This window comes from Streptomyces sp. NPDC037288 (assembly GCF_055603265.1).
The window spans coordinates 47,937-74,441 of sequence record NZ_JBVJVY010000020.1; the positions used below are offsets into that span (position 1 = coordinate 47,937).

Sequence of the window (26,505 nt, forward strand, 5' to 3'; positions counted from 1 at the left end):
GGTGTGCGAACTCATGTGCTGAGGGGAGGGACGGCCGCGCCGCCGTGGGGACTTGGGCGGTGTGTGTTTGACTTGTCTCCCTGTGGGCATGTCGACAAAACGCTGAAGTGACCTCACGGGCTGCGGTATACCGGGTGTACCCAGGTTGCAGGTGGTGCGACGATGGACGTTATGGGGGACAAGGCAACTCTGTTCGAGTCAGGGCGATTTGTGCAGTCTTCTGGCGAAGAGCCGTCCCGGGACGAGTTGAGCGACATGGGGGACGCCGCGGAAGAGGTGCGCCTCGGACTGGCCGCGCAGAGCGGCGACGCCGAGGCGGCGAGCGTCCTCGGAGCCATGCTGCTGCGCCGCGGCGACCTCGACGGAGCCGAGCCCCATCTGCGGGCCGCCACCGCGGCCGGCGACCGGGCCGCCGCCAACAACCTGGGTGTCCTGCTGCACCAGCGCGGCTACCCCGAGGAGGCCGCCGGCTGGTGGCGCGTCGCCGCCGTCGCCGGTTCCGCCACCGCCGCCCACGCGCTGGGCCGCCATCACCGTGAGCGCGGGGACGAGCCCGCCGCGGAGTACTGGCTGCGCCAGTCCGCCGAGCAGGGTCATGTCCTCGGTGCCTACGCGCTCGCCGACCTGCTGGAGCACCGCGGGGACGTCGGCGCCGAGCACTGGATGCGGGCCGCGGCCGAGCGCGGGCACCGGGAGGCCGCCTACCGGCTCGCCCGCGCGCTCGACCACAGAGCCGGGCCCGAGGACGAAGGCGGGGCTGACAACGCTGTCGCGGAGGCCGAGCAGTGGTACCGGCAGGCCGCCGCACGCGGACACCGGCGCGCCGCGCTGCACCTCGGCGCGATCCTGGAGAAGCGCGGAGAGCTGAAGGAGGCCGGGCGCTGGTACCTGACCTCCGCCAAGGACGGCGAGCCGCGGGCCGCCTGCGCGCTCGGCTTCCTGCTGCGCGATGCCGGGGACACCGAGAGCGCGGCCGTGTGGTGGCTGCGTGCCGCCCAGGAGGGCGACGGCAACGCGGCCAACGCACTCGGCGCGCTGCACGCCGAACGCGGCGAGACCCAGACCGCCGAGCGCTGGTACCGGGCGGCGCTGGACGCCGGTGACGACAACGGTGCGTACAACCTCGGGCTGCTCTGTGCCGAGCAGGGGCGGACCGCCCAGGCCGAGCAGTGGTACCGGCGGGCCGCCTACGCCGGGCACCGGGAGGCCGCCAACGCGCTCGCCATCCTGCTGCTGCAGGGCGGCGACACCACTGGTGCCGAGCCGTGGTTCTCCAAGGCCGCCGAGGCCGGCAGCGTGGACGCCGCCTTCAACCTCGGGATCCTCTACGCCGGGCGCGGGGCGGACGCGACGGCGCTGCGCTGGTACGAGCGGGCCGCCGCCGCCGGGCACACCGAGGCGGCCCTCCAGGTCGGGATCGCCCGGCTCCGCGAGGGCGACGAGCAGGAGGCCGAGCGGCATCTGCGGTGCGCGGCGGGCGCGGGCAGCGCGGAGGCGGCGTACCGGCTGGCCACGCTGCTCGACGCGCGCCGGCCGCCGGAGCCGGCGCATGAGCTGGGCGAGATCGTCCACGAGAAGACCGAGTGCGAGGAGTGGTACGAGCGGGCGGCGACCCAGGGGCACCGGCGGGCGCAGGTGCGGGTCGGCATGCTCGCGGCGGCGCGGGGCGACGTGGTGGAGGCGGCGCGCTGGTACCGGGCGGCGGCGGAGGCCGGGTCGCGCAACGGCGCCTTCAATCTGGGGCTGCTGCTGGCCCGGGAGGGGAGCGAGCCGGAGGCGGCGGTGTGGTGGACGCGGGCCGCTGACGCGGGGCATGGCCGGGCGGCTCTTCGACTTGCCCTTGTCTACGCGCGTCGGGGGGAGCTGGCGGAGGGGCAGAAGTGGGCGGCCCGGGCGGTCGAGCTGGGGCCGGCGGAGGTTGCGGAGCGGGCGGGGCGGCTGAGGGACGCGCTGCGGGAGGAACTGTCGGCCTGATCGGCGCCCTGCGCCGGATCTGCGCGGCAGAGAAGTGGCCCTGGTCACTCGCCCCCTAAGCGATTTGCTTCCGTCGGCTTCTCTCGCGTAATGTCGTGTTCACCGACGCGGGGTGGAGCAGCTCGGTAGCTCGCTGGGCTCATAACCCAGAGGTCGCAGGTTCAAATCCTGTCCCCGCTACTGAAGGCCGAGGGCCGGAATCCAGAGATGGGTTCCGGCCCTCGGTTGTTTGTTCGTGGGAATGCGAGCAAAGAAAAGAGGGGGCTTGCGCCCCCTCCCTCACGCGCTCGCGTCTCTTACGCGCTCGCGCAGTCGGGGCACAGCCCCCGGTACGTCACCTCGACGTCCGACACCGTGAAGCCGAAGCGCTCCGTGTCGGGGAGATCGGCGAGCGGGTTGCCCGTCGGGTGGACGTCGCGGATCGCGCCGCAGCGGGCGCAGACCAGGTGATGGTGCGGCTGGTGTGCGTTCGGGTCGTAGCGCTTGGCCCGTTTGTCCGTCGCGACTTCCAGCACCTCGCCGAGGGAGACCAGCTCACCCAGCGTGTTGTAGACGGTCGCCCGGGAGATCTCGGGCAGCTTCGCGACAGCCCGCGCGTGGACCTCGTCGGCTGTCAGGTGCACATGCTCGCCGTCGAGGACCTCGGCCACGACGCGCCGCTGCGCGGTCATTCGCCATCCGCGTCCACGCAGCCGTTCCAGAAGGTCGCTCATAGCCACCAGCCTAACAGGAAGACGCACCAGGACGGGAATAGGTGTGACTTTGGAACATTGTTTGACTTAGATCTAGTCCAATGTAGGATCGGGACCGGATTTGGTCGCAGGGCAGGACTGGGACAGGACGAGTCAGCGATGACGCAGGAGGCGCACGTGACGCAGGGACCGCTCACCACGGAGGCCGGTGCCCCGGTTGCCGACAACCAGAACAGCGAGACGGCGGGCGCCGGTGGGCCGGTCCTCGTCCAGGACCAGCTGCTGCTGGAGAAGCTGGCCCACTTCAACCGGGAGCGCATCCCTGAGCGGGTCGTCCATGCGCGCGGCGCGGGCGCGTACGGGACCTTCACGGTGACCGCCGACGTCACGCCGTACACCCGCGCCGCCTTCCTCTCCGGGATCGGCAAGGAGACCGAGGTCTTCCTGCGCTTCTCGACGGTGGCCGGCAACCTCGGCGCGGCCGACGCCGTCCGCGACCCGCGGGGCTTCGCGCTGAAGTTCTACACCGAGGAGGGCAACTACGACCTCGTCGGCAACAACACCCCGGTGTTCTTCATCCGGGACGCGATCAAGTTCCCGGACTTCATCCACACCCAGAAGCGCGACCCGTACACCGGCTCCACGGAAGCCGACAACGTGTGGGACTTCTGGTCGCTGTCGCCGGAGTCGACCCACCAGGTGACCTGGCTGTTCGGCGACCGTGGCATCCCGGCGTCGTACCGCCACATGGACGGCTTCGGCTCGCACACCTTCCAGTGGAACAACGAGGCCGGCGAGGTCTTCTGGGTCAAGTACCACTTCAAGACCGACCAGGGGATCAAGAACCTCACCGCCCGGGAGGCCGAGATCCTCGCGGGCAAGGACCCGGACTCCCACCAGCGTGACCTGCGCGAGGCGATCGAGCGCGGCGAGTTCCCGAGCTGGACCGTGGGGGTGCAGATCATGCCGGCGGCGGACGCGGCGGCGTACCGCTTCAACCCGTTCGACCTGACCAAGGTGTGGCCGCACGCGGACTACCCGGTCATCGAGATCGGCAGGCTGGAGCTGAACCGCAACCCGCAGAACGTCTTCGCCGAGGTCGAGCAGTCGGTCTTCAGCCCCGCGCACTTCGTGCCGGGCATCGGCCCCTCGCCCGACAAGATGCTGCAGGGGCGTCTGTTCGCGTACGGCGACGCGCACCGCTACCGCGTCGGCATCAACGCCGACCACCTGCCGGTGAACCGTCCGCACGCCACGCAGGCGCGTACGAACTCCCGTGACGGCTTCCTGTACGACGGCCGGCACGGCGCGGCGAAGAACTACGAGCCGAACAGCTTCGGCGGGCCGCAGCAGACCGGCCGGCCGCTGTGGCCGGCCACCTCCGTCGACGGCCTCACCGGCAACCACCCGACGCCCGCGCACGCCGAGGACGACGACTTCGTGCAGGCCGGCAACCTCTACCGGCTGATGTCGGAGGAGGAGAGGGAGCGGCTGATCGCGAACCTGGCGGGGGCGATCTCGCAGGTCTCGCTCGAGGGGATCGTCGAGCGCGCCATCGGCAACTTCCGCAACGCCGACGCCGACTTCGGCAAGCGGCTGGAGGCGGCGGTGCAGGAGCTGCGCGGCTGAGTCCGCGCGGTTGAGCCGGCGGCACGTTCCGTGCTGCCGGGCGGGCCGGATCCCACGGTGCTCGGGGTCCGGCCCGTTGCGTATCCGCCCCGTTCCGTATGCGCCGGGGCGGACGCTCAGAGGGCCGGTGCGGGCTCGCGGTCCGGGGCCCAGCAGCGGATGATGTCGCGGACCGAGACGATGCCGGCGACCTCGCCGCGGTCGAGGACGACCAGGTGCCGGAAGCCGCCGTGGGCCATGACGCGGGCGGCGTGCTCCAGGGTCCAGGTCGGGGCCGCGAAGACGACGTCGGTGGTGGTGTGGGCGTGAGTGCGTTCCGTGTCCGGGTTCTGGCCGAGGCCGACGGAGTTCAGGATGTCGCGTTCGGTGAGGATGCCGACGCCGCCGGCGTCCGGGTCGAGGACCACCGCGGCGCCGACACGGCGGGCGGACATCAGGGCGGCTGCCTGGCGGAGGGTGTGGGCGGGGCCGACGGTGAGGATCACCGTGCTCATGGCGTCTCGGACGAGCATGGAAGGGGCCACCTCCTAGGAATCCCTGCCGTTGGTTGGGGATTCACAATTTCACAAGTGGGGGTGGGATCAGAGTGCCAGGTAAAGGACGGGTCAACAAGAGGGCGCGCGACGCCAGTTGGGGGCGTGCGCGGGTTCCTCCTGTGTCTCACTGGCGCTGGTTGAGATACCCCAGCAACTCGTCGTGCAGCAGGCCGTTGGACGCGGCCGCGTTGCCGCTGTGCGGCCCCGGGCGGCCGTCGAGGCCGGTGAAGGTGCCGCCGGCCTCGGTGACGACGATCGAGTTGGCGGCCATGTCCCAGAGCGACAGCTCCGGCTCGGCGCAGATGTCCACGGACCCCTCGGCGACCATCATGTAGGGCCAGAAGTCGCCGTACGCGCGCGTGCGCCACACCTCCCGGGTCAGGTCCAGGAAGCCGTCCAGGTGGCCCCGCTCCTCCCAGCCGGACAGGGAGGAGTACGCGAAGGACGCGTCCGCGAGCTTGCCGACACGGGAGACGTGGATGCGGCTCGCGGAGGTCAGGCTGCGGCCGGTGAAGGCGCCGTGGCCCTTCGCGGCCCACCAGCGGCGGTTCAGCGCCGGGGCGGAGACGACGCCCACGACGGGCTGGTAGCCCTCCTCGCCCGCTTCCATCAGGGAGATGAGGGTCGCCCAGACGGGGACGCCGCGGACGTAGTTCTTGGTGCCGTCGATGGGATCGATCACCCAGCGTCGGGGGCCGGTGCCCTCGACGCCGTACTCCTCGCCGAGGATGGCGTCCCTCGGGCGGGCGCGCTGGAGCTGGCCTCGGATGAGTTCTTCCGCGGCCTTGTCCGCTTCGCTGACCGGGGTCATGTCCGGCTTCGTCTCCACCTTCAGGTCGAGGGCCTTGAAGCGGTCCATGGTGGCGGCGTCGGCGGCGTCCGCGAGGACGTGGGCGAGGCGCAGGTCGTCCAGGTAGTCCGGCATGTGAGGAACGGTATCTGCCGCCGCTGCTGTGGGGCCAGCAGGGCGGGGGGTGTCGGGGCGCCGTGTGCTGGGGCCGGACGAGGGGCGGTGCCGCTTGCCCGCGCTTGCGGAGTGCCGCGAGCGGCCCGCAAGGGGCGCGGAAAACCGCGCGATCAGCAGGCCGCGCACCCGCACTCGGCCACGGTGACGTACGCCCACGTCGATCCCCCCGACCCGCGGCGCGAAGCGGGCCCCTCACCCTTGACAGTGCCTACGAGCGCGTCAAATCTGGGCGCAGAGCCGCTCCGTGCCAGGGAGGCGAGAATGCCCGCTGCCCGGGAGTCCCTACTGGACGCCGCCTATACGGCCCTGGCGTGCCGGCCGTGGTCCACGGTGCGGATGGTCGACGTGGCCGCTGCGGCCGGGGTGTCCCGGCAGACCCTGTACAACGAGTTCGGCAGCAAGGACGGGCTGGCGCGGGCGCTGGTGCGGCGGGAGGCCGACGGATACCTCGCCGGGGTGGAGCGGGCCCTCGCCGGGCCGGGTGAGCCGAGGGAGCGGCTCACCGCCGTGGCCGAGTGGACGAGCGCCGCCGCGCGGGAGAACGCGCTGGTACGGGCCATGCTCACCGGCTGCTGGAGTGAACGGCTGCCCGCTCCTGTGCTCGCCGCGGTGCCGTCCTCGTCCTCGGTGCCGGCGCAGCGCCGCGCGGACGGGCCGCTGCCGACACCCCGTGACTTCGTACGGATCGTGCGGGACCGCGCGGTCAGCGCCCTGGCGGGCCCCGCCGCCGCCCCCGCCGACACCGCCGAGCTGACCCGCCCCTGCGAACTGGTCGTGCGCCTCGCCCTGTCCTGCGTCGCGGCTCCACCGGGCGAGGGCGGCGCGGCGGAACTGGTCCGAGCGGTCGTCCCGCACCAGACGGTGTGATCCCGAGCGGTCCGGACGCCGGGCTACTTCTTCAGCCACCCCACCTTCGTGCAGTCGCCGTCCGCCAGTCCCTCCGCCCCGTAGTCCGCCAGGCCGGAGCGGACGGCGAGGATCTCCGGGCGCTGGCAGAGCTCGACGGAGTGGGCGAGGCGCCGGATCTCGGTGTCGGCCTGCGGCTGCTGCTCGCGGGGACCGTCCTCGTGACATCGTCGCCGAGCCGCTGCGCGCCCAGGGCGCCGGCAAGGGCGCCGTCGCGCGCCGGGTGCCCGAGCTCCTGACCCGGGTCGGCCTCGAACCGGGCCACACCGACCGCTACCCGCACGAGTTCGCCGGCGGCCGGCGCCGGCGCGTCGGCATCGCCCGGGCCCGGCCCGTCGAACCCGTACTCCTGGTCCTCGACGAACCCGTCTCCGCCTGGACGTCCCGGTCCAGGCCGAGGTGCCTGCTCTGTGCCGCGACCGGCCCGCCGCCTCAGTGCGCCGACCCGGACAACTGCAGGCCGATCACCCCGATGATGACCAGGCTGATCGAGACGATCTTCAGGGTGGAGACCAGGTCGCCCAGGAAGACCATGCCGTAGATCGCGGTGCCGGCCGCGCCGATGCCGGTCCACACCGCATACGCGGGGCCGACGTCGAGCTTCTTCAGGGACAGGGTCAGCAGACCGAAGCTGCCGAGGGCGAAGGAGGCGAAGGCGATCGTCGGCCACAGGCGCGTGAAGCCGTGCGAGAGCTTCAGGCACACGGCGAAACCGGTCTCCAGAATCCCGGCCACCATGACCAGCAGCCACGCCATGTGCTGTCCTCCCGTTGATCCGGATCTCCGGCTCGGTGCGATTATGCACTTACCGGCACGTCACCCGGCCAAACAACGCGGTGGTCAGTCGCCTTCCCTGCGCTCCCGGGTGGCCAGCAGCCGGCGCAGGGAATACAGCCGCGCCGGATCCGCGTGGCCCTCCTCCACCCAGGCGTCCAGCGCGCAGTCCGGCTCGTCGTGGCTGCACGCGCGCGGGCAGCCCTCCGTGCCGCGTTCGAGGTCCGGGAAGGCGTGGATCACGCGCGAGGGTTCGACGTGCGCCAGGCCGAAGGAGCGGACGCCGGGGGTGTCGATGACCCAGCCGCCCGCAGCGGACAGGGGCAGAGCGAGGGCGGACGTGGTGGTGTGGCGGCCACGGCCCGTCACCGCGTTCACATGGCCCGTCGTACGGCGGCGCTCCTGCGGCACCAGCGCGTTCACCAGCGTCGTCTTGCCCACGCCCGAGTGACCCACGAACGCCGTGACCCTGCCGTCCAGGTGCTCCCGCACCCGGTCCGCCGCGTCCCCGTTCTCCAGTTCCTCGCGGCTGGTGACGACGTAGGGGATGTCGAGCGCGCCGTACAGCTCCAGCAGCTTGTCCGGTGGGGCCAGGTCCGACTTGGTCATCACCAGCAGCGGCTCCAGACCGCCGTCGAAGGCCGCGACCAGACAGCGGTCGATCAGACGGGGGCGGGGCTCCGGGTCGGCCAGGGCCGTGACGACGGCGAGCTGGTCCGCGTTCGCCACGACCACCCGCTCGTACGGGTCGTCGTCGTCGGCCGTGCGCCGCAGCACCGATGCGCGCTCCTCGATCCGGACGATCCGGGCGAGCGTGTCCTTCTTGCCGGACAGGTCGCCGACCAGGGCCACCCGGTCCCCGACCACCGCCGCCTTGCGGCCCAGCTCGCGGGCCTTCATCGCGATCACGGGCCGGTCGTCGACCAGGCAGGTCAGCCGGCCGCGGTCGACCGTGAGGACCAGGCCCTCGGCGGCGTCCTCGTGCTTGGGCCGGATGTGCGTCCGCGGCCGGTTGCCCTTGCGGTTGGGACGGGTGCGGATGTCGTCCTCGTCGGTGTGCTTGCCGTAGCGGCGCATGGCGTGTCCCTACTGCCCGAGCATCCCGGCCCACAGCTCGGGGAAGTCCGGCAGGGTCTTCGCCGTGGTCGCCACGTTCTCGATCCGCACGCTCTCGACCGCGAGGCCGATGATCGCGCCGGCGGTCGCCATGCGGTGGTCCTCATAGGTGTGGAAGACGCCGCCGTGCAGCGGGCGCGGGCGGATGTGCAGGCCGTCGGCGGTCTCGGTGACGTCACCGCCGAGCTCGTTGATCTCCTTGGTGAGCGCGGCCAGCCGGTCCGTCTCGTGCAGCCGCAGATGCGCCACGCCCCGCAGGGTGGAGGGGGAGTCCGCGAGGGCCGCCACCGCCGCGATGCCGGGGGTGAGCTCGCCGACGTCGCCCAGGTCCACGTCGATCCCGTGGACGGCACCCGAACCGGTGAACACCAGCCCGTACTCGGTGAGTTCGCAGGATCCGCCCATCTCGGTGAAGATCTCCCGCAGCCGGTCGCCGGGCTGGGTGGTGCGCTCCGGCCAGTCCGGGATCAGCACCTTGCCGCCGGTGACGAGGGCCGCCGCCAGGAACGGCTGGGCGTTGGACAGGTCCGGCTCGATCGTCAGGTCCCGGCCGAGCAGCGCGCCCGGCGTCACCCGCCACACGTTCGGCTCGCCGCCCGACTCCGGGGTGTCCACCTGGGCGCCGACCGCGCGCAGCATGTCGACGGTCATCCGGATGTGCGGCAGGGAGGGCAGCGAGGCGCCGGTGTGCCGGACCTCGACGCCCTGGTTGAAGCGCGGGCCGGACAGCAGGAGGGCCGACACGAACTGGGAGGACGAGGAGGCGTCGATCGACACCGGGCCGCCGTCCAGGGCACCGCCGCCGTGCACGGTCAGCGGCAGCGCGCCCCGGCCGTCGTCGTCGATCCGGGCGCCGAGCTGCCGCAGCGCGTCGATCACGCCGTGCAGGGGACGCTCGTACGAGCGCGGGTCGCCGTCGAACCGGATAGGGCCGTCGGCCAGCGCGGCCACCGGCGGCAGGAAGCGCATCACCGTGCCGGCGTTGCCGACGTCGACCGTGGCCGGGCCGTGCAGGCCCGTCGGCAGCACCCGCCAGGCCTCGCCGGAGCCGTCCGGGCCGACCCCTTCCTCGATCTCCACGCCCATGGCCCGCAGCGCACCGGCCATCAGCAGGGTGTCGCGCGAGCGCAGCGGCCGGCGCAGCCAGCCGGGCTCGGAGGCGAGAGCGGCCAGCACCAGTGCGCGGTTGGTGACCGACTTGGACCCGGGCACGTGGACCGTCGCGTCGACGGCTCCGCTCGCGTGCGGGGCGGGCCAGAGGGCGGTGTGTGCGGGGTTCACGGTCATGCGCCCCACTTTAGTGGTTGGGGACGACCGGAGATCTCGATCAAAAGCGGTTAAACCTCGATGAAAATGCGGCAGGACCTGTCACGTGCGGATGCGCCCGGTCCCGGGTTCACACCTCCAGCAGCCAGCGGCCCCCGCCGATCAGCGAGCACAGCGACACCGCGTGGAACAGGAACAGCCACAGCCCCGCCGGCACATGCGTCAGACGCGACAGCTGGTCCGCGTCCGAGTCCCCCGCTCCGCCCCGTGACCGCTTCATCTGCAGCTCGAAGGGCGGCCGTACCCCGCCGAACAGCAGGAACCACACCACCGCGTACGCGAACGCCGCCTGCACCTGGGGCCCCGCCAGCCAGGACACCAGCAGGAAGGCGCCCCCGGCCAGCACCACGGTCAGGACGCCGTACGCGTTGCGGACCATCACCAGCATCGCCACCAGCAGCGCCGTCGCCGCCCACAGCAGCAGCGTGATGCGGCCGGCCGCCAGCAGCGCGGCGCCGCCCAGGCCCAGCAGCGAGGGTGCGGTGTACCCCGCCGCCGCCGTGAGGATCATGCCCAGCCCGTACGGCTTGCCCCGGCTGACCGTGAGGCCGCTGGTGTCGGAGTGCAGCCGGATGCCGGTGAGCTGTCGGCCGGTGAGGAGCGCGATCAGACCGTGGCCGCCCTCGTGCGCGATGGTGATCGCGTTGCGCGATATGCGCCACAGACTGTGCGGGACGACGACGGCGAGGGCGGCGCCCAGGGTGGCGAGCACCACCCACAGGTCGGGATCGGGCTGGAGACCGGTGAGCCGGTCCCAGATGTCGGGCAGCGCGGTGGCGGCGAGGCTGTCCATGTGTCCGAGTGGCTCCCTGTCGTCGTACGAAGTCTGGCAGTGTGACACGTATGTGCGGACGGTATGCATCGAGTCGTAGGCCCGAGGATCTCGCAGGCATCTTCGAGATCGAGAAGTGGGAGCCCGAGGAGACCCTGGAGCCGGACTACAACGTGGCTCCGACCAAGGAGGTCTACGCCGTCCTCGACCGTCCCGTGAAAGACGCGGACTCCCCGCGTCCGGTTCGCCAGCTGCGCAAACTCAGGTGGGGCCTGGTGCCCTCCTGGGCCAAGACGCCCGAGGGCGGCGCCCGGATGATCAACGCGCGCGCCGAGACCGTGCACGAGAAGCCCGCCTACCGCCGCGCCTTCGCCGCCCGCCGCTGCCTCATCCCCGCCGACGGCTACTACGAGTGGGTCACCGGCACGCAGGAGCGCGAGCTGGAGGCCGAGGGCAAGAAGAAGCGGCCGCGCAAGCAGCCGTACTTCGTGCTGCCGGCCGACGGCTCGGTGTTCGCGATGGCCGGGCTCTACGAGTTCTGGCGCGACCGGACCCTGCCCGACGACCACCCGCGGGCCTGGTGGGTGACGTGCTCGGTCATCACCACCGACGCCGAGCGCACGCCGCTGGCCGTGGCCCCCGCCGAGGGCCCGCACGCCCTGGTCGACATCCATCCCCGGATGCCCCTGATGCTCACCCCGGACCGCTGGGACGCCTGGCTCGACCCCTCCCGCACCGACCCCGACCACCTGCGCGACCTGCTCGCCCCGCCCCCGCCCGGCCTGATGCGCGCCTACCCGGTCTCCACGGCCGTCAGCAACGTCCGCAACAACGGTCCGGAGCTGCTGAAGGAGCTTCCGGCACCGGAAGAGGGCACACTCTTCTAGCGTGATCGAGATTGTCGAGACCGACGCCGGAACCGCACGCATCACCTGGCACCGGGCGCAGGACCCCGGCCTGGTCCTCGCCGTGGGCCACGGTGCCGGCGGGGGCGTCGAGGCACGCGACCTCCAGGCGCTCGCCCGGGCCCTCCCCGCGCACGGCGTGACCGTGGCCCTGGTGGAGCAGCCCTGGCGCGTCGCCGGGAAGAAGATCGCCCCCGCGCCGAAGACGCTGGACAGCGGCTGGCGCGGCATCTGGCCGGCACTGGCCGGGATGGAACTGCCCGTGGTCTCCGGCGGGCGCAGCGCCGGCGCCCGGGTCGCCTGCCGTACCGCCGCCGAAACGGGCGCACACGCCGTGCTCGCGCTGAGCTTCCCGCTGCACCCGCCGGGCAGGCCCGAGAAGTCCCGCGCCGGGGAACTGCTCGGCGCCGGGGTGCCCACGCTGGTCGTGCAGGGCGGCAACGACCCCTTCGGGAAACCGGCGGAGTTCCCCGAAGGCGACTTCGGGCTGATCGAAGTGCCGTACGGGGACCACGGGTTCGCGGTTCCCAAGCGCGCGGAGATCACCCAGGAACGGGCCCTGGAGATCATCACCGAGGGAGTCGCGCAGTGGCTCGGATCACTCGCGTGACGGGCGGGAATGCGCCGCGCCGGCCCGCTGTTGTCGCGCACAGAAGTGCTGAGGCCTCGGCACCGACGTCGTAGGAGAGGAAGTCCGCCGCATGGGTTCGACCGTCTGCCCGAGCCGTGAGCGCCGCACTGACCTGGACTGGACGGTGCTGCACGCGGCCAAGACCGCTTCAATTCGAGGGGCGGCAGGCACGGGTCGTGTTCTATCCTCCGAATCGAGTGGGACCGCTCTCGGTCCTGCCCGGGATCTTGAGGAGGTGGGTCCGGTCACCGGTACCGACGCAGGGACCGACAACGGCCAGGCGGAGCAGCCCGAGGGCCAGGGTGTGAGCGCGGAGACGGCCTCCGAGTCCACCGCCGAGCGCAGTGCGCGCTTCGAGCGGGACGCGCTGGAATTCCTCGACCAGATGTACTCGGCCGCGCTGCGCATGACGCGCAACCCGGCCGACGCCGAGGACCTGGTGCAGGAGACGTACGCCAAGGCGTACGCGTCCTTCCACCAGTTCCGCGAGGGCACCAACCTGAAGGCGTGGCTGTACCGGATCCTCACCAACACGTTCATCAACTCCTACCGCAAGAAGCAGCGCGAGCCGCAGCGTTCCGCCGCGGAGGAGATCGAGGACTGGCAGCTCGCCCGCGCCGAGTCGCACATGTCGACGGGCCTGCGCTCCGCCGAGTCGCAGGCGCTGGACCACCTGCCCGACTCGGACGTGAAGGAAGCGCTGCAGGCGATCCCCGAGGAGTTCCGCATCGCCGTCTATCTCGCGGACGTCGAGGGCTTTGCGTACAAGGAGATCGCGGACATCATGGGGACACCCATCGGTACGGTGATGTCCCGGCTGCACCGGGGCCGCCGTCAGCTGCGCGGCATGCTGGAGGACTACGCCCGTGAGCGCGGGCTGGTTCCGGCGGGCGCCGGAGAGTCGAACGAAGCGAAAGGTTCGGGCTCATGAGCTGCGGAGATCCGCACGAGACGGACTGCAGTGAGGTACTCGACCACCTGTACGAGTTCCTCGACAGCGAGATGCCGGACGTCGATCGCGACAAGTTCCAGCACCACTTCGAGGAATGCTCTCCGTGCCTGGAGAAGTACGGCCTGGAGCAGGCCGTGAAGAAGCTGGTCAAGCGGTGCTGCGGACATGACGACGTGCCCGCCGACCTGCGCGCCAAGGTCATGGGGCGGATCGATCTGATCCGCTCCGGCCAGGCCGTGCCGGACCACGACGTGACCGCCACGCCGCAGGAGAGCTGACCGCCGGGTCCCCGCCCCCTTCACCCGAACGTGCTAATCCTCAGGTCATAGGCCCCGTACCCCCGATCCCCGCCCTAGGCTCCGAGCCTGGACCGGCACGGGTCGGGGAGGGGCGCGATGGAGGCGGTACCGGCGAGGGCTCGCGGCTATGTGGCCGGTGCCGCCCTGCTGGCGCTGCTCTGCCTCCTGCCGCTGCCGGCGCTCCACACCCCCTGGTGGGCGCTCGGCCTGCTCTCCGCCCTCTGCGCCGCCAGCGAGCACGTGGTACGCCGCCGTTTCGGCGGCACCTTCTACCCCGTCCTGCTCGCCGGGGCGTTCCTGCTGCCGCCGCCGGCCGCCGCGCTCGTCCCGCTGCCCGCGGCCCTGCTCTCGCCGGTCGAGCACCGGCCCGCGCTGCTCAGGCGCGTCTGGCGGGCCGCGCAGCCCGCGCTCGCCGTGTGGGGCGCCGCCCGGGTGCACTGGTCGCTCGGCGGGCGGGACGCCGTCGTCGGCTGCGACTTCCCGTACGCGCTGCTGCCCGCCGGCGCGGCCGTCCTCGTCTTCTGCCTGGTCCTCACCCTCCTCGACGGCGGCCTGCGCGCCGTCGCCCTGGGCGTTCCGCTGCGCCGGGCCTGGCGCGGGCTGCTGTCCCGTTCACTCGCGCCGGTCGCGGTGCACGGACTGGCCGGGCTGATGATGGCCGTGCTGTGGCGCAGCCCGTACGGTCCGGTCGCCGCGCTGCTCGTGCTGCTGCCGATGTGCGTGTCCTGGTGGATCTTCGCCCAGTACCACCGCGAACGCGCCGCCCACCAGGCCACGATCCGTGCGCTCGTCCAGGCCGTCGACATCAAGGACGGCTACACCCGCGGCCACAGCGAACGCGTCGGACAGGCCTCCGTGATGATCGCCCGCGAACTGGGTATGGACGACGACCGCGTCGAGACCCTCCGCTTCGCCGGCATCCTGCACGACGTCGGCAAGCTCGGCGTCCCCACCCGGCTGCTGCGCAAGGACGGCCCGCTGACCCCCGACGAACGCCGGATCATCGAACTGCACCCCGAGTACGGCCACGAGATGGTCCGCGGCATCTCCTTCCTCGGCGAGGCCCGCGCGGCGATCCTGCACCACCACGAACGCCTCGACGGCAGCGGCTACCCCTACGGTCTCGTCGGCAGCCAGATCCCCGAGTGCGCCCGGGTCGTCGCCGTCGCCGACGCCTTCGACGCGATGACCTCCACCCGCTCCTACAGCAGGGCCCGGCCGGTCGAGGTGGCCGTCGCCGAGCTGGAGCGGTGCGCCGGGACGCAGTTCGACCCCCGTATGGTCACGGCGCTCGCCCGGGCCCTGGACCGCCAGGGCTGGCATCCGGCCGTCACGGCCGACGAGACGGCGCGCGGGATCCCAAACCGGCAGCCGGCCGCCGGCCCCCGCACCGGGGCGCCGCGATGACCGCCCTCCGGTTCGTCCACGCCGCGGCCGGACTCACCGCAGCCGCCTCCCTCAGCGTCACCCTGTGGACCGGCATGGCCGACCGGGGGGTCGCGCTCGCCTTCGGGGTGCTCATAGCCGTCGGCGAGCTGACCCGGTGGAGCGGAGCCCCGGTGCGGCAGGCCGCGCCGCTGGGCACCGCCGGATCGCTGTCGTACGCCCTGCTCGGACCCGACGCCGGACACCAGACGCTGCACGACGCGCCGCAGGTCGTCACCGTCGTCCTCGCCGCCTCCCTGCTCGGCGGCGTCCCGCACATCTGGTGCGGCCGCACCCCGACCCTCGACCATCTCGCCCGCCGCGTCCTGAGCGTCGGATTCGCCGCCGTCTGCTTCCAACCCCTCTCCAACAAGGGCGTGTTCGCGTCCTGGAGCGGCCCCGCATACGCCCTGCTGCTCGTCGCCCTCCTCGTCCTGACCGCTCTGTGCGACGCCGTCCTCGCCGCGGCCCTCGCCCACTCCCGCACCCGCTGGCCGTTCGGCCCGCTGCTGCGCGACGAACTGCGCGGACTGCTCGGCATCGGATCCGCCGTCTGCGCGACCGGCGCCGTGATGGCGCTCGCGGTCGCCGTCGTCGGCCTGTGGGCGCTGCCCGTGTTCTGTCTGCCCCTGCTGCTCACTCAGCTGTCCGTGCGCCGGTACGCGGCCGTCCGCGCCACCAACCGGCAGACCATCGCCTCCCTCGCCCGCGCCACCGAGATCGCCGGATACACCCCCGCCGGACACGCCCGCCGCGTCGCCGCGCTCAGCCTCGCCGTCGGCCGGGACCTCGGCCTGAGCGAGGGCGAGCTGACCGTCCTGGAGTACGCGGCCCTCATGCACGACATCGGCCAGCTCAGCCTGGTCGACCCGGTCCCGGCCGGTGCCACCGCCGGCCTGCCCCCCGCCGAGCAGCGGCGCATCGCGCTGCTCGGCGGGGCCGTCGTACGGCAGACCGGGGTGGCCGCGGCCGTCGCCGTGATGGTGGAGAGGCAGGCGGACCCCGCCTGTGAACAGCCGGTCGCCGCGCGGATCATCCGGGCCGTGAACGCCTACGAGGAGATGGCCCGGGACGCCGGACCCGAGGGACCCCTGCGGGCGCTGGAGGAGCTGCGCCTCGGCACCGCCGGTGACTACGCCTGCGAAGTCGTGGAGTCCCTCGCCAGGGTCCTCGCCCGGTCACGGGCCTGGCGCGAGAGCGCGCCCGCGGAGGGCGACGGGAGACGTACCGCACTGTCTGACCCCGGGCGCGGCTGGGTAACCCATGGGTAATGAGCGCCTTTCCCGCCGCACGTGGTTGGATGCGAGGGAGAGGGTGTCCGGGGGCACAAGCCAGCCCACTGTGCGGAACTGGAACTGGCAGGCGGGAATCGTGAGGATCTTCGGAAAGGGACGGCACCGGCCCTCCGCCTCCTGGCGGCAGGCCACCGACCGCGCGTTCACGCTGATCGGCGACGGCCGGTACGAGGACGCGGGCGAGCTGCTGACACGGGCCGCCGACCTGGAGCCCTGGCTGTCGGAGTCCTGGTTCAACCTCGCCCTGCTGCACAAGTTCCGGCACGACTGGGAGCAGGCCCGCGCGGCCGGGCTCCGGGCGGTCGCCCTGCTGGACCGGGAGACCGGGGCGCCCGACTGGTGGAACGTCGGCATCGCCGCCACCGCCCTGCAGGACTGGCCGCTGGCCCGCCGCGCCTGGCAGGCGTACGGGCTGAAGGTGCCCGGGGGCGCCGCCGCCTCCGCCGAGCCCCTCGGCATGGAGCTGGGCAGCGCGGCCGTACGGCTCTCCCCGGAGGGCGAGGCTGAGGTCGTGTGGGGTCGCAGGCTGGACCCCGCGCGGATCGAGGTGCTGTCCATCCCGCTTCCCTCGTCCGGGCGGCGCTGGGGCGAGGTCGTGCTGCACGACGGTGTCCCGCACGGCGAGCGCACGACGTCCGCCGGGCACTCCTACCCGGTCTTCGACGAGATCGAGCTGTGGGCGCCCTCGCCCGTCCCCACCTGGGTGGTCCTGCTGGAGGCGGCCACGGAGGCGGACCGGGACGCGCTGGAGCAGCTGGCCGCCGACGCGGGGTTCGCCGCGGAGGACTGGTCCTCGTCCGTGAGGTTGCTGTGCCGCATGTGTTCGGAGTCCCGGATGCCCTCGGACGAGGGGGAAGGTATGCATCTCGACCCCCATGACCACAGTGAGCCCGGTCATCCCGGCCCGCTGGGGCATCGGACGGACGGGCAGCTGTGGGTGCCCGAGCGGGAGTGCGGGGTGGCCGCGCCGGCTTCGCTGGTCCGGGGGCTGCTGGACGGGTGGGTCGCGGACAGCCCGGACTCCAGGGACTGGCGCGATCTCGAAGAGGTTTGCTGAGCCGACGGTGACCAGCCACCTTTAGGCTGTACTCGCAGAATTCTCAAGGCTTGCAAGGAAGGCGTACGTCGGTCATGGCGCAGCAGGACACCGATCAGCAGCACGCGGGCGTGCTCCCCGTCGACGACGAGGGTTATGTCGTCGACACGGAGGACTGCGAGGAGCGCGAGAAGGCCTGGCGGGAGCGCGGCACCTCGCGGCCGATCACGGTCGTCGGCAACCCGGTGCTGCACAAGGAGTGCAAGGACGTCACCGAGTTCGGCGAGGAGCTGCAGCAGCTCGTCGCCGACATGTTCGCCAGCCAGCGCACCGCCGAGGGTGTGGGCCTGGCCGCCAACCAGATCGGTGTCGACCTGAAGGTCTTCGTCTACGACTGCATGGACGACGAGGGCGTCCGGCACGTCGGCGTGGTGTGCAACCCGAAGCTGGTCGACCTGCCCGCCGACCGGCGCCGGCTGGACGACAGCAACGAGGGCTGTCTGTCCGTGCCGACGGCGTACGCGCCGCTCGCACGTCCCGACTACGCCGAGGTGACCGGCCGGGACGAGCAGGGCAACCCGGTCAAGGTGCGCGGCACCGGCTACTTCGCGCGCTGTTTGCAGCACGAGACCGACCACCTCTACGGCTACCTGTACATCGACCGGCTGTCCAAGCGGGACCGCAAGGACGCGCTGCGGCAGATGGCCGAGAATGAGCCACGTTATCCGGTGGTCGCCAACGACTAGGCAGCACAGGGTCGTTGGGGCGCCCGCGGGGATCACTCCCGGTCGGGCGCCCTTCGTGTGCCTCGCCTCGCTCACCCGTGCGTCGTACAACCGACCTCTTCCGTCCTCGTTGTGATCCTTAATCGGTCACACAACGCGGGATTCTCGGCACCCTTGGGGTAGTGAGTGAAGCAAATCCGTTCCCATGACGGTCAGTTGTGGTGCTGAATGTAAGAGCGGGGATACGCAACGGCGCACGCCCGGCACAACCGGAGAGGGGCATGCGCTCCTGGCGGCTGAGAGGGGTTTGTTCGTGCAAGCTTTCCCACACAGCACCACAGCGACGCCGACGGCGGTCGTCGTACCACCCACACTGGCACTCCCGGTGATCGAGTCCGCCTTTCCCCGGCAACTGCATCCGTATTGGCCGCGGCTACAGCACAGCACACGGCTCTGGCTGCTGGAAAAACGGCTCATGCCGGCGGACAAGGTGCAGGAATATGCCGACGGACTGTGCTACACGGACCTCATGGCGGGCTACTACCTCGGCGCCCCCGACGAGGTCATGCAGGCCATCGCCGACTACAGCGCGTGGTTCTTCGTCTGGGACGACCACCACGACCGCTGCGTCGTACACGGCCGGCCGGGCGACTGGCGGCGGCTGAGGTACCGCCTGCACGCGGCCCTCGACGCACCCCGGCACCACCTGCACCACCCGGACCCGCTGGTCGCCGGGTTCGCGGACAGCGCGCTGCGGCTGTACGGCTTCCTGCCGGGCACCTGGAACCAGCGGTTCGCCCGGCACTTCCACGCGGTCATCGAGGCCTACGACCGCGAGTTCCGCAACCGCACCGCGGGATACATACCCGGCGTCGAGGAATACCTCGCCCTGCGTCGGCACACCTTCGCGCACTGGATATGGACGGACCTGCTGGAGCCAAGCGCCGGATGTGAACTCCCGGACGCGGTACGAAAAAATCCGTCCTATCGCCGGGCCGCGCTGCTCAGTCAGGAATTCGCCGCTTGGTACAACGACCTGTGCTCGCTGCCGAAGGAAATAGCGGGTGACGAGGTCCACAATCTCGGAATCAGTCTCATGAACCACGAGGGGCTGACTCTCGAAGACGCGGTGGACGAAGTCAGGCGGCGGGTCGAGAAATGCGTCAGTGAATTCCTTGAAGTCGAGCAGGACGCCCTGAGGTTCGCCGACGGCCTCGCCGACGGAACGGTCCGCGGAAAGGAACTGAGCGCCGCGGTCCGCGCCTGTGTCGGCAATATGCGCAACTGGTTCAGCTCCGTCTACTGGTTCCACCACGAGTCCGGCCGGTACATGGTCGACACCTGGGACGACCGGTCCACGCCCCCGTACGTCACGAACGAAGCGGCAGGTGAGAAATGACCGTAGAGTCTGTGCGGCCCACTACCCCCGAGGCGGCCGAACTGCGCGAACCGCCCCTGGCGGGGGGCGCGGTGCCGGGCCTCGGGCACGGCCTGAAACTGGTCCGCGACCCGCTCGCCTTCATGTCCCGGCTCCGCGGCCACGGCGACGTCGTACGCCTCAGGCTCGGCCCCAAGACGGTGTACGCCGTCACCACGCCGGAGCTGACCGGCGCGCTCGCGCTCAGCACCGACTTCAAGATCGACGGACCCCTGTGGGAGTCCCTCGAAGGCCTGCTCGGCAAGGAGGGCGTGGCCACCGCCAACGGCCCCCGGCACCGCCGTCAGCGCCGCACCATCCAGCCCGCGTTCCGGCTGGACGCGATACCGGCCTACGGGCCGGTCATGGAGGAGGAGGCGCACCAGCTCACCGAGCGCTGGCGGCCCGGCGAGACCATCGACTGCACCTCCGAGTCCTTCCGGGTGGCCGTGCGCATCGCCGCCCGCTGCCTGCTGCGCGGCGAGTACATGGACGAGCGCGCCGAGCGGCTGAGCGTCGACCTCGCCAGCGTCTTCCGGGGCATGTACCGCCGGATGGTCATCCCGCTCGGACCGCTGTACCGGCTGCCGTTCCCGGCCAACCGCGAATTCAACCGGGCCCTGGCCGATTTGCATCTGCTGGTGGACGAGATCGTCGCCGAGCGGAGGGCATCTGGTCAAAAGCCGGACGATTTGCTGACGGCATTGCTGGAGGCAAAGGACGACAATGGCGACCCCATCGGGGAACAGGAGATCCACGACCAGGTCGTCGCGATACTCACACCCGGCAGCGAAACGGTGGCGTCCACGATCATGTGGCTGCTGCAGGTTCTCGCGGAACACCCGGAACACGCCGAGAAGGTACGGACCGAGGTCGAATCAGTGACCGGCGGCCGACCGGTCGGATTCGAGCACGTTCGCGCGCTCACGCACACCAACAATGTCGTCGTCGAGGCCATGCGGCTCAGGCCCGCCGTATGGATATTGACGCGGCGCGCGGTGACCGACACGTCGCTCGGTGGCTATCGCATTCCGGCCGGGGCGGACATCATCTACAGCCCCTACGCGATCCAGCGCGACGCCCGCTCCTATGACCGCCACCTCGACTTCGACCCCGACCGGTGGCTGCCGGAGCGGGCCAAGGACGTGCCGAAGTACGCCATGAGCCCCTTCAGCGTGGGCAACCGCAAGTGCCCCAGCGACCACTTCTCCATGACCCAGCTGAGCCTGATCACCGCGGCGATCTCGGCGAAGTACCGCTTCGAGCAGGTCGGCGGGTCCAACGACACGACCCGGGTGGGCATCACGCTGCGCCCGCACAACCTCCTGCTCAGGCCGATGCCTTGGTAGAACACCTGGTACCGGCGCGCGCTCAGGCGGCCTCAGGGCCCCGGAACGCGCGCCGGTAGGCGTTCGGTCTCAGAAATCCTCGTCGAGGTCGACCGTGCCCTCCACCGCCACCTGGTACGCCGACGGGCGGCGCTCGAAGAAGTTCGTCAGCTCCTGAACGCCCTGCAGCTCCATGAAGGAGAACGGGTTCTCCGAGCCGTACACCGGGGCGAAACCGAGGCGGACGAGGCGCTGGTCGGCGACGCACTCCAGGTACTGCCGCATCGACTCGGTGTTCATGCCCGGCAGGCCGTCGCCGCACAGGTCGCGCGCGAACTGCAGCTCGGCCTCGACGGCCTCCTTCAGCATGTCGGTGACCTGCTGCTGGAGCGCGTCGTCGAACAGGTCCGGCTCCTCCTTGCGGACGGTGTCGACCACGTCGAAGGCGAAGGACATGTGCATCGTCTCGTCGCGGAACACCCAGTTGGTGCCGGTGGCGAGACCGTGCAGCAGACCCCGGCTGCGGAACCAGTAGACGTACGCGAAGGCGCCGTAGAAGAACAGGCCCTCGATGCACGCGGCGAAGCAGATCAGGTTGAGCAGGAAGCGACGGCGGTCGGCCTTCGTCTCCAGACGGTCGAGCTTGTCGACCGAGTCCATCCACTTGAAGCAGAACCCGGCCTTCTCGCGGATGGAGGGGATGTTCTCGACGGCCGCGAAGGCCGCCGCCCGGTCGTCCGGGTCGGGGAGGTAGGTGTCCAGCAGGGTCAGGTAGAACTGGACGTGCACGGCCTCCTCGAACAGCTGCCGGCTCAGGTACAGGCGCGCCTCGGGGGAGTTGATGTGCTTGTACAGCGTCAGGACCAGGTTGTTCGCGACGATCGAGTCACCCGTCGCGAAGAAGGCCACCAGCCGGCCGATCAGGTGCTGCTCGGCCGGGGTCAGCTTGGCGAGGTCGGCGACGTCCGAGTGGAGGTCGACCTCCTCCACGGTCCAGGTGTTCTTGATGGCGTCCCGGTAGCGCTCGTAGAAGTCCGGGTAGCGCATCGGGCGGAGAGTCAGTTCGAAACCCGGGTCGAGCAGGTTGGTGTTACGGGTGGTCATTACTGGCAGGCCTCGCAGGACTCGGGGTTTTCCAGGGAGCAGGCGACCGCGTCGGGATCAGCGGCCTGCTGGACGGGGATGGTCTTCTGGGCCTGCGCCCGGGCGGCGCGGGCGATGCGCGTCGCGGGCCGCGAGCGCAGGTAGTACGTCGTCTTCAGGCCCGACTTCCAGGCGTACGCGTACATCGAGGAGAGCTTGCCGATGGTCGGCGTCTCCAGGAAGAGGTTGAGCGACTGCGCCTGGTCGAGGAACGGGGTCCGCGCCGCCGCCATGTCGATCAGGCCGCGCTGCGGGATCTCCCACGCCGTGCGGTACAGGGCCCGTACGTCGGCCGGGATCCAGGCGAAGTCCTGCACGGAGCCGTTGGAGTCGCGCAGCGCCTCACGGGTCCGCGCGTCCCAGACGCCGAGCTCCTTCAGATCCTTCACCAGGTACGAGTTGACCTGCAGGAACTCACCGGACAGCGTCTCGCGCTTGAACAGGTTCGACACCTGCGGCTCGATGCACTCGTACACGCCCGCGATGGAGGCGATGGTGGCGGTGGGCGCGATCGCGAGGAGGAGCGAGTTGCGCATGCCGACGGCCGCGATCCGCTCGCGCAGGGCCGCCCAGCGCTCGGGCCAGGTGAGCTCGGCGTCGTAGTGGTCGGGGTGCAGGACACCCTGGGCGGTACGGGTCTTCTCCCAGGCCGGCAGCGGGCCGCTCCGCTCGGCGAGGTCGGCGGAGGCCTCGTACGCGGCGAGCATGACGCGCTCGGCGATCCGCGTGGACAGGGCCTTGGCCTCCGGCGAGTCGAACGGCAGGCGCAGCTTGAAGAACACGTCCTGCAGACCCATGGCACCGAGGCCGACGGGCCGCCACTTGGCGTTCGACCGGCCCGCCTGCTCGGTCGGGTAGAAGTTGATGTCGACCACGCGGTCGAGGAAGGTGACGGCCGTGCGGACCGTCTCGTCGAGGCGCTCCCAGTCGATGTCCCCGTTGCTCACGAACGCACCGAGGTTGACCGAGCCCAGGTTGCAGACCGCCGTCTCGCCGTCGTCCGTGACCTCCAGGATCTCCGTGCAGAGGTTGGAGGAGTGGACGACGTGACCGGGCAGGGCCGTCTGGTTGGCGGTGCGGTTGGCCGCGTCCTTGAAGGTCATCCAGCCGTTGCCGGTCTGCGCGAGGGTGCGCATCATCCGGCCGTACAGCTCACGGGCCGGGATCGTCCTCTTCGCCAGGCCCGCGTCCTCGGCCTTGCGGTAGGCGGCGTCGAACTCCTCGCCCCACAGGTCCACCAGCTCCGGCACGTCCGCCGGGGAGAACAGCGACCACTGCGCGTCGGCGTTGACCCGGCGCATGAACTCGTCCGGGATCCAGTGCGCGAGGTTCAGGTTGTGCGTACGGCGGGCGTCCTCACCGGTGTTGTCCCGCAGCTCCAGGAACTCCTCGATGTCGGAGTGCCAGGTCTCCAGGTAGACGGCCGCGGCCCCCTTGCGCCGGCCGCCCTGGTTCACGGCCGCCACCGAGGCGTCCAGGGTCTTCAGGAACGGCACGATGCCGTTGGAGTGCCCGTTGGTGCCGCGGATCAGCGAACCGCGGCTGCGGATCCGGGAGTACGACAGACCGATGCCGCCGGCGTGCTTGGAGAGCCGGGCCACCTGGTGGTAGCGGTCGTAGATGGAGTCCAGCTCGTCCAGCGGGGAGTCGAGGAGGTAGCAGGACGACATCTGGGGGTGCCGGGTGCCGGAGTTGAAGAGGGTGGGGGAGGACGGCAGGTAGTCGAGGCGGCTCATGAGCCCGTAGAGCCCGGCGACTTCGTCCACGGAGCGGACGCTGTCGTCCTCGGCGAGGCCTGCGGCGACCCGCAGCATGAAGTGCTGGGGGGTCTCGATGACCTTGCGGGTGATCGGGTGCCGCAGCAGGTAGCGGCTGTGCAGCGTGCGCAGCCCGAAGTAGCCGAAGCGGTCGTCGGCGCCGGTGTCGACGAGCGCGTCCAGCCGCTCGGCGTGCAGCCGCGCGAACTCGGCGGTCCGGTCGGCGATGAGCCCCTCGCGGTGCCCCACGGCCACGGACCCGGTGAAGGACGTCACGCCCTGCGAGGCCGCCTCGGCGCGGATGGTGAGGGTCAGCAGCCGGGCGGCCAGCCTGGAGTAGGCGGGGTCCTCGGAGATGAGCCCGGCGGCGGCCTCCGTGGCCAGCTCGCGCAACTCCGCCTCGTCGGCGCGCGCCGACCGGCCGCGCAGCGCGGCGGCGGCGACCCGGCCGGGGTCGGCGTCGGGGAGGTCGGCGGTCAGCTCGGTCAGGGTCCGCAGCAGCGCGGTACCGGGACCGTCGGTCTCCAGGCCGCTGGCTGAAGCCGGATCTGCTGGCGCGATGGTCACGTGGGGCTCTCCCTCGCTCGGCACGGGGGCCTTGCGGAGGGCAGGGGGCAGCCACGAGCGCACACGGCGTCGCGTCCACCGGCCCACTCCGCGAGGCCCGGACGTCTCAGGGCACACCGGCCGGACGGCCGGGTGCGCTGTCGACAGGTCCTCGGACTGACTCCTGTGCACGGCGTTCACGGGAACGGACATGCACAAGTACACCGTTGCGGGACAGTTCCGGATTCGCACCGGATTCCCCTGCGACGACAGCGAGGATGAGCATACATCTAGTGCCGTGCTGTCGTGTCACCCCCAGATGTTGTGTCGGCTCGGCTTCGGAGGGTCAACTCCCGAGGTGCAGGGCCCGGCTGGGCACCGGACCGGTTCCGGGACGCGACGGCCGGGCGCACACGCGGACGGAAAGCCGCCCGTACGCCCGGCCGAGGTGCGGCTAGTGCGCGCTTGCCGCCGTCGCCGGTGGCAGTTCCGCCTGCACGCCGGGGTCGCCCGCGTCCGCCGTGTAGTCGTCCGGGCTGGTCTCGTCGACGCCCTCGGGGGCCTTGACGGCCTTGAGGACGAAGGTGAGGACCACGGTCACGGCGACGTTGAGCACGAACGCGGTCAGTCCGATGTAGCCGATCTCCCCGATGCCGGGGATCTCCTTGGCCGAGCCGCCGAAGTGCTTCTGGGTCGGCGAGGCGACCCCGTACGCCGCGACCGTGCCGTACACCATGCCGACCGCCCAGCCGGCGAGCAGCGCCCAGCGGTGGAACCAGCGGGTGAACAGGCCGCCGACCAGGGCCGGGAAGGTCTGCAGGATCCAGATGCCGCCCAGCAGCTGGAAGTTGATCGCGACCGTCTTGTCCATGGTGAGGACGAAGACCAGGGCGCCGACCTTCACCAGCAGTGAGACGATCTTGGAGACCTGGGCCTCCTGCCTGGGCGTGGCGTCCGGCTTGATGAAGTCCCGGTAGATGTTGCGGGTGAAGAGGTTCGCCGCCGCGATCGACATGATGGCCGCCGGCACGAGTGCGCCGATGCCGATCGCCGCGAAGGCCACACCCGCGAACCAGTCCGGGAACATGTCCTCGAACAGCTGGGGGATGGCCAGCTGGCCGTTGGTGACCTTGACGCCGGCCGCGATCGCCATGAAGCCCAGCAGGGCCAGCAGACCGAGCATCAGGGAGTACAGCGGCAGGATCGTGGTGTTGCGGCGGATCACCTCGCGGCTCTTGGAGGACAGGGTCGCGGTGATCGAGTGGGGGTACATGAAGAGCGCGAGCGCCGAGCCCAGCGCCAGGGTGGCGTACGTCCACTGGCCCGCTTCCGGCGGCGCGAGCGCGCCGCGCGGCTTGCCGGTGGCCGGGTTGACCTGGCTGAACGCGTGGCCCGCCTTGGCGAAGACGTCGTCGAAGCCGCCCAGCTTGATCGGGATGTAGATGATCGCCACCGCGATGACGACGTAGATCAGCGCGTCCTTGACGAAGGCGATCAGGGCCGGAGCGCGCAGGCCGGAGGAGTAGGTGTACGCCGCCAGCACGCCGAAGGCGATCAGCAGCGGCAGGTCCCGTACGAACCAGTTGGTGCTGCTGCCCCCGCCCACGCCCATCACGTCCAGCACCGCCTGGATGCCGACGAGCTGGAGCGCGATGTACGGCATCGTCGCCAGGATGCCGGTCAGCGCCACCGCCAGCGACAGGCCCTTCGAGCCGAAGCGCCCGCGCACGAAGTCGGAGGTCGTGACATAGCCGTGGCGGTGGCTGACCGACCACAGGCGCGGCAGGAAGGTGAAGATCAGCGGGTAGATCAGGATCGTGTACGGCACCGCGAAGAAGCCGGACGCGCCCGCCGCGTAGATCGCCGCCGGTACGGCCACGAAGGTGTATGCCGTGTACAGGTCGCCGCCGAGCAGGAACCACGTGATCCAGGTGCCGAACGACCGTCCGCCCAGGCCCCATTCGTCCAGGGAGTGCTCGTTCTCGGCCCTGCGCCAGCGTGCGGCGAGGAAGCCCATGACCGTGACGGCCAGGAAGAAGAAGACGAAGACGCCGAGCGCGACGCCGTTGACACCGTCCTTCACTTCGCCTCACCGCCCTTGTGAGCGCGGGCGCGCTGGTCGCGCTGCCACAGCTGGTACGCGGTCATGGTGAGCGCGGCGGAGACCAGCACCCAGAGCATCTGGTACCAGTAGAAGAACGGGATCCCTATGAGGGCCGGATCCGTCCTGGCGTAGGAGCCGACCCAGAGCATCGCCACGAAGGGCGCGACGAGGCACAAGGCTATGATCACCCGGACCGGGGTGACGACCGGTGGTCTCACTTCAGGTGTGTCGGACATGCCACGGCTCTCCG

General features: G+C 71.1%; 25 protein-coding genes, 1 tRNA gene and 1 riboswitch. Of the genes, 15 read left to right on the forward strand and 11 right to left on the reverse strand.

The genetic code is table 11. The features are described 5' to 3' along the window. The first annotated feature begins 162 nt into the window (after positions 1–162). Both ACZ7GZ_RS22505 and ACZ7GZ_RS22510 read left to right on the forward strand, forming a co-directional pair. Positions 163–1,974 (forward strand): tetratricopeptide repeat protein, encoded by a 1,812-nt coding sequence (locus ACZ7GZ_RS22505; RefSeq protein ID WP_471026779.1) that lies wholly within the window; start codon positions 163–165, stop codon positions 1,972–1,974. Positions 1,975–2,080: 106 nt separating this feature from the next. Beyond that, positions 2,081–2,154, forward strand: a tRNA-Met gene (locus ACZ7GZ_RS22510). A 116-nt stretch (positions 2,155–2,270) separates the two neighbouring features. On the opposite strand, the gene ACZ7GZ_RS22515 is transcribed toward ACZ7GZ_RS22510, so the two are convergent. Then, positions 2,271–2,687, reverse strand: a complete 417-nt coding sequence (locus tag ACZ7GZ_RS22515; protein WP_450796160.1) for a Fur family transcriptional regulator — start codon at positions 2,685–2,687, stop codon at positions 2,271–2,273. A 156-nt stretch (positions 2,688–2,843) separates the two neighbouring features. Here ACZ7GZ_RS22515 and ACZ7GZ_RS22520 point away from each other — a divergent pair, with 156 nt between their 5' ends. Beyond that, the gene (locus tag ACZ7GZ_RS22520) at positions 2,844–4,295 is read left to right on the forward strand and encodes a catalase (RefSeq protein WP_471026780.1); all 1,452 of its coding nucleotides are present in this window, start codon (positions 2,844–2,846) and stop codon (positions 4,293–4,295) included. A gap of 116 nt (positions 4,296–4,411) precedes the next feature. On the opposite strand, the gene ACZ7GZ_RS22525 is transcribed toward ACZ7GZ_RS22520, so the two are convergent. Together ACZ7GZ_RS22525 and hisN are read right to left on the reverse strand one after the other, a co-directional pair. Beyond that, positions 4,412–4,807 (reverse strand): CBS domain-containing protein, encoded by a 396-nt coding sequence (locus tag ACZ7GZ_RS22525; protein ID WP_471026781.1) that lies wholly within the window; start codon positions 4,805–4,807, stop codon positions 4,412–4,414. A gap of 148 nt (positions 4,808–4,955) precedes the next feature. Next, on the reverse strand, positions 4,956–5,756 hold the full coding sequence (gene hisN, locus ACZ7GZ_RS22530; protein ID WP_471026783.1) for a histidinol-phosphatase: 801 nt from the start codon (positions 5,754–5,756) through the stop codon (positions 4,956–4,958). A 303-nt stretch (positions 5,757–6,059) separates the two neighbouring features. Between hisN and ACZ7GZ_RS22535 the strand changes: the two genes are divergently transcribed. Then, complete coding sequence (locus ACZ7GZ_RS22535; protein WP_471026785.1) at positions 6,060–6,665, forward strand: TetR/AcrR family transcriptional regulator; 606 nt, start codon at positions 6,060–6,062, stop codon at positions 6,663–6,665. Positions 6,666–6,927: 262 nt separating this feature from the next. Further along, positions 6,928–7,245: an ATP-binding cassette domain-containing protein gene (locus ACZ7GZ_RS22540; RefSeq protein WP_471026786.1), complete on the forward strand. Its 318-nt coding sequence runs from the start codon at positions 6,928–6,930 to the stop codon at positions 7,243–7,245. Here the strand turns inward: ACZ7GZ_RS22540 and ACZ7GZ_RS22545 are convergent. The 4 genes from ACZ7GZ_RS22545 to ACZ7GZ_RS22560 form a co-directional block, all read right to left on the reverse strand. After that, positions 7,137–7,460 carry a DMT family transporter gene (locus ACZ7GZ_RS22545; RefSeq protein WP_471026789.1) on the reverse strand — a complete coding sequence of 108 codons (324 nt, stop codon included), beginning with the start codon at positions 7,458–7,460 and terminating at the stop codon, positions 7,137–7,139. The genes ACZ7GZ_RS22540 and ACZ7GZ_RS22545 overlap by 109 nt on opposite strands. A gap of 84 nt (positions 7,461–7,544) precedes the next feature. After that, positions 7,545–8,555, reverse strand: coding sequence for a ribosome small subunit-dependent GTPase A (gene rsgA, locus ACZ7GZ_RS22550; RefSeq protein ID WP_471026790.1), 1,011 nt, complete (start codon positions 8,553–8,555; stop codon positions 7,545–7,547). A 9-nt stretch (positions 8,556–8,564) separates the two neighbouring features. Further along, positions 8,565–9,881 carry a 3-phosphoshikimate 1-carboxyvinyltransferase gene (gene aroA, locus ACZ7GZ_RS22555; protein WP_471026792.1) on the reverse strand — a complete coding sequence of 439 codons (1,317 nt, stop codon included), beginning with the start codon at positions 9,879–9,881 and terminating at the stop codon, positions 8,565–8,567. A gap of 109 nt (positions 9,882–9,990) precedes the next feature. Continuing rightward, complete coding sequence (locus ACZ7GZ_RS22560; RefSeq protein ID WP_471026795.1) at positions 9,991–10,713, reverse strand: M50 family metallopeptidase; 723 nt, start codon at positions 10,711–10,713, stop codon at positions 9,991–9,993. A gap of 50 nt (positions 10,714–10,763) precedes the next feature. On the opposite strand from ACZ7GZ_RS22560, the gene ACZ7GZ_RS22565 reads away from it, so the two are divergent. The 10 genes from ACZ7GZ_RS22565 to ACZ7GZ_RS22610 all read left to right on the forward strand — a co-directional run bounded on the left by ACZ7GZ_RS22565 (position 10,764) and on the right by ACZ7GZ_RS22610 (position 20,726). After that, a complete protein-coding gene (locus ACZ7GZ_RS22565) occupies positions 10,764–11,579 on the forward strand; it encodes an SOS response-associated peptidase (RefSeq protein ID WP_471026798.1) in 816 nt (271 codons plus the stop codon). A gap of 1 nt (position 11,580) precedes the next feature. Beyond that, positions 11,581–12,207, forward strand: a complete 627-nt coding sequence (locus tag ACZ7GZ_RS22570) for an alpha/beta hydrolase family protein (RefSeq protein WP_471026799.1) — start codon at positions 11,581–11,583, stop codon at positions 12,205–12,207. A gap of 256 nt (positions 12,208–12,463) precedes the next feature. Further along, positions 12,464–13,159, forward strand: coding sequence for an RNA polymerase sigma factor SigR (gene sigR / locus ACZ7GZ_RS22575; RefSeq protein WP_471026801.1), 696 nt, complete (start codon positions 12,464–12,466; stop codon positions 13,157–13,159). Next, positions 13,156–13,458: a mycothiol system anti-sigma-R factor gene (gene rsrA / locus ACZ7GZ_RS22580; RefSeq protein ID WP_191871520.1), complete on the forward strand. Its 303-nt coding sequence runs from the start codon at positions 13,156–13,158 to the stop codon at positions 13,456–13,458. The genes sigR and rsrA overlap by 4 nt, the downstream gene beginning before the upstream one ends. Before the next feature lie 117 nt (positions 13,459–13,575). Next, positions 13,576–14,886, forward strand: coding sequence for an HD-GYP domain-containing protein (locus tag ACZ7GZ_RS22585; RefSeq protein ID WP_471026802.1), 1,311 nt, complete (start codon positions 13,576–13,578; stop codon positions 14,884–14,886). Beyond that, complete coding sequence (locus ACZ7GZ_RS22590; RefSeq protein ID WP_471026805.1) at positions 14,883–16,175, forward strand: HD-GYP domain-containing protein; 1,293 nt, start codon at positions 14,883–14,885, stop codon at positions 16,173–16,175. The genes ACZ7GZ_RS22585 and ACZ7GZ_RS22590 overlap by 4 nt, the downstream gene beginning before the upstream one ends. A 100-nt stretch (positions 16,176–16,275) precedes the next feature. Continuing rightward, positions 16,276–17,256, forward strand: a complete 981-nt coding sequence (locus tag ACZ7GZ_RS22595; RefSeq protein WP_471026807.1) for a hypothetical protein — start codon at positions 16,276–16,278, stop codon at positions 17,254–17,256. A 74-nt stretch (positions 17,257–17,330) separates the two neighbouring features. Beyond that, a complete protein-coding gene (gene def / locus ACZ7GZ_RS22600) occupies positions 17,331–17,981 on the forward strand; it encodes a peptide deformylase (RefSeq protein WP_471026808.1) in 651 nt (216 codons plus the stop codon). A gap of 292 nt (positions 17,982–18,273) precedes the next feature. Then, the gene (gene cyc1 / locus ACZ7GZ_RS22605; protein ID WP_471026810.1) at positions 18,274–19,359 is read left to right on the forward strand and encodes an epi-isozizaene synthase; all 1,086 of its coding nucleotides are present in this window, start codon (positions 18,274–18,276) and stop codon (positions 19,357–19,359) included. Then, the gene (locus tag ACZ7GZ_RS22610; protein ID WP_471026812.1) at positions 19,356–20,726 is read left to right on the forward strand and encodes a bifunctional albaflavenone monooxygenase/terpene synthase; all 1,371 of its coding nucleotides are present in this window, start codon (positions 19,356–19,358) and stop codon (positions 20,724–20,726) included. Before cyc1 ends, ACZ7GZ_RS22610 begins: the two co-directional genes overlap by 4 nt. Before the next feature lie 69 nt (positions 20,727–20,795). On the opposite strand, the gene ACZ7GZ_RS22615 is transcribed toward ACZ7GZ_RS22610, so the two are convergent. From ACZ7GZ_RS22615 to ACZ7GZ_RS22630, 4 genes are all read right to left on the reverse strand, one after another. Beyond that, a complete protein-coding gene (locus tag ACZ7GZ_RS22615) occupies positions 20,796–21,809 on the reverse strand; it encodes a ribonucleotide-diphosphate reductase subunit beta (protein WP_471026815.1) in 1,014 nt (337 codons plus the stop codon). After that, positions 21,809–24,172: a ribonucleoside-diphosphate reductase subunit alpha gene (locus tag ACZ7GZ_RS22620; protein ID WP_471026818.1), complete on the reverse strand. Its 2,364-nt coding sequence runs from the start codon at positions 24,170–24,172 to the stop codon at positions 21,809–21,811. The genes ACZ7GZ_RS22615 and ACZ7GZ_RS22620 overlap by 1 nt, the downstream gene beginning before the upstream one ends. A 125-nt stretch (positions 24,173–24,297) precedes the next feature. Next, a riboswitch (cobalamin riboswitch) is annotated at positions 24,298–24,437 on the reverse strand. A gap of 168 nt (positions 24,438–24,605) precedes the next feature. Beyond that, complete coding sequence (mctP, locus tag ACZ7GZ_RS22625) at positions 24,606–26,234, reverse strand: monocarboxylate uptake permease MctP (RefSeq protein WP_471026819.1); 1,629 nt, start codon at positions 26,232–26,234, stop codon at positions 24,606–24,608. Continuing rightward, complete coding sequence (locus ACZ7GZ_RS22630; RefSeq protein WP_471026821.1) at positions 26,231–26,491, reverse strand: DUF3311 domain-containing protein; 261 nt, start codon at positions 26,489–26,491, stop codon at positions 26,231–26,233. The genes mctP and ACZ7GZ_RS22630 overlap by 4 nt, the downstream gene beginning before the upstream one ends. Between the last annotated feature and the right edge of the window lie 14 nt (positions 26,492–26,505).

Excerpts from the sequence above, each read along its gene's own strand:
- aroA (WP_471026792.1), bottom strand. The coding sequence starts at position 9,881 with ATGACCGTGAACCCCGCACACACCGCCCTCTGGCCCGCCCCGCACGCG.
- hisN (WP_471026783.1), bottom strand. The coding sequence starts at position 5,756 with ATGCCGGACTACCTGGACGACCTGCGCCTCGCCCACGTCCTCGCGGAC.
- ACZ7GZ_RS22615 (WP_471026815.1), bottom strand. The coding sequence starts at position 21,809 with ATGACCACCCGTAACACCAACCTGCTCGACCCGGGTTTCGAACTGACT.
- ACZ7GZ_RS22515 (WP_450796160.1), bottom strand. The coding sequence starts at position 2,687 with ATGAGCGACCTTCTGGAACGGCTGCGTGGACGCGGATGGCGAATGACC.
- ACZ7GZ_RS22505 (WP_471026779.1), top strand. The coding sequence starts at position 163 with ATGGACGTTATGGGGGACAAGGCAACTCTGTTCGAGTCAGGGCGATTT.
- ACZ7GZ_RS22610 (WP_471026812.1), top strand. The coding sequence starts at position 19,356 with ATGACCGTAGAGTCTGTGCGGCCCACTACCCCCGAGGCGGCCGAACTG.
- ACZ7GZ_RS22590 (WP_471026805.1), top strand. The coding sequence starts at position 14,883 with ATGACCGCCCTCCGGTTCGTCCACGCCGCGGCCGGACTCACCGCAGCC.
- ACZ7GZ_RS22525 (WP_471026781.1), bottom strand. The coding sequence starts at position 4,807 with ATGCTCGTCCGAGACGCCATGAGCACGGTGATCCTCACCGTCGGCCCC.
- ACZ7GZ_RS22565 (WP_471026798.1), top strand. The coding sequence starts at position 10,764 with ATGTGCGGACGGTATGCATCGAGTCGTAGGCCCGAGGATCTCGCAGGC.
- rsrA (WP_191871520.1), top strand. The coding sequence starts at position 13,156 with ATGAGCTGCGGAGATCCGCACGAGACGGACTGCAGTGAGGTACTCGAC.
- ACZ7GZ_RS22535 (WP_471026785.1), top strand. The coding sequence starts at position 6,060 with ATGCCCGCTGCCCGGGAGTCCCTACTGGACGCCGCCTATACGGCCCTG.
- rsgA (WP_471026790.1), bottom strand. The coding sequence starts at position 8,555 with ATGCGCCGCTACGGCAAGCACACCGACGAGGACGACATCCGCACCCGT.
- ACZ7GZ_RS22545 (WP_471026789.1), bottom strand. The coding sequence starts at position 7,460 with ATGGCGTGGCTGCTGGTCATGGTGGCCGGGATTCTGGAGACCGGTTTC.
- ACZ7GZ_RS22560 (WP_471026795.1), bottom strand. The coding sequence starts at position 10,713 with ATGGACAGCCTCGCCGCCACCGCGCTGCCCGACATCTGGGACCGGCTC.
- def (WP_471026808.1), top strand. The coding sequence starts at position 17,331 with ATGGCGCAGCAGGACACCGATCAGCAGCACGCGGGCGTGCTCCCCGTC.
- ACZ7GZ_RS22585 (WP_471026802.1), top strand. The coding sequence starts at position 13,576 with ATGGAGGCGGTACCGGCGAGGGCTCGCGGCTATGTGGCCGGTGCCGCC.
- ACZ7GZ_RS22630 (WP_471026821.1), bottom strand. The coding sequence starts at position 26,491 with ATGTCCGACACACCTGAAGTGAGACCACCGGTCGTCACCCCGGTCCGG.